The sequence below is a fragment of the Allobaculum fili genome, from assembly GCF_020969955.1.
GTDB classification, from domain to species: Bacteria; Bacillota_I; Bacilli_A; order Erysipelotrichales; family Erysipelotrichaceae; genus Allobaculum; species Allobaculum fili.
In genome coordinates, this window is the sequence record NZ_JAHDSX010000188.1 from 1 (window position 1) to 242 (window position 242).

The 242-nt window shown below is 42.6% G+C and carries 1 pseudogene; it reads right to left on the reverse strand.

The features are described from left to right. Positions 1 to 229: pseudogene (locus tag Afil_RS11000) on the reverse strand (hypothetical protein); the annotation flags it as partial. Positions 230 to 242: the final 13 nt, after the last annotated feature.

A 242-nucleotide genomic window follows, 5' to 3' on the forward strand; every position in this document is an offset into this window, starting at 1 on the left:
TTTTGATCAGTTCCCACTCATTATCATTTTTTATTCTTTTGCCTCTTTGCAGGATGTGCATGATTTTTTTATAGCTCATGTCCTCAAGGAGGCCTTTTTCGTCGAACAGGTTCAGAAGTCTGAACGTGATGACGGTCGACAGAAAATCAATGAATTCGCTGCCGATCACTGAGTAGTCATCATGGACTCTGGTTACATCAAAGCCGAGGGCGTTCTTGTAGTACCGCATAACGATCTCGATT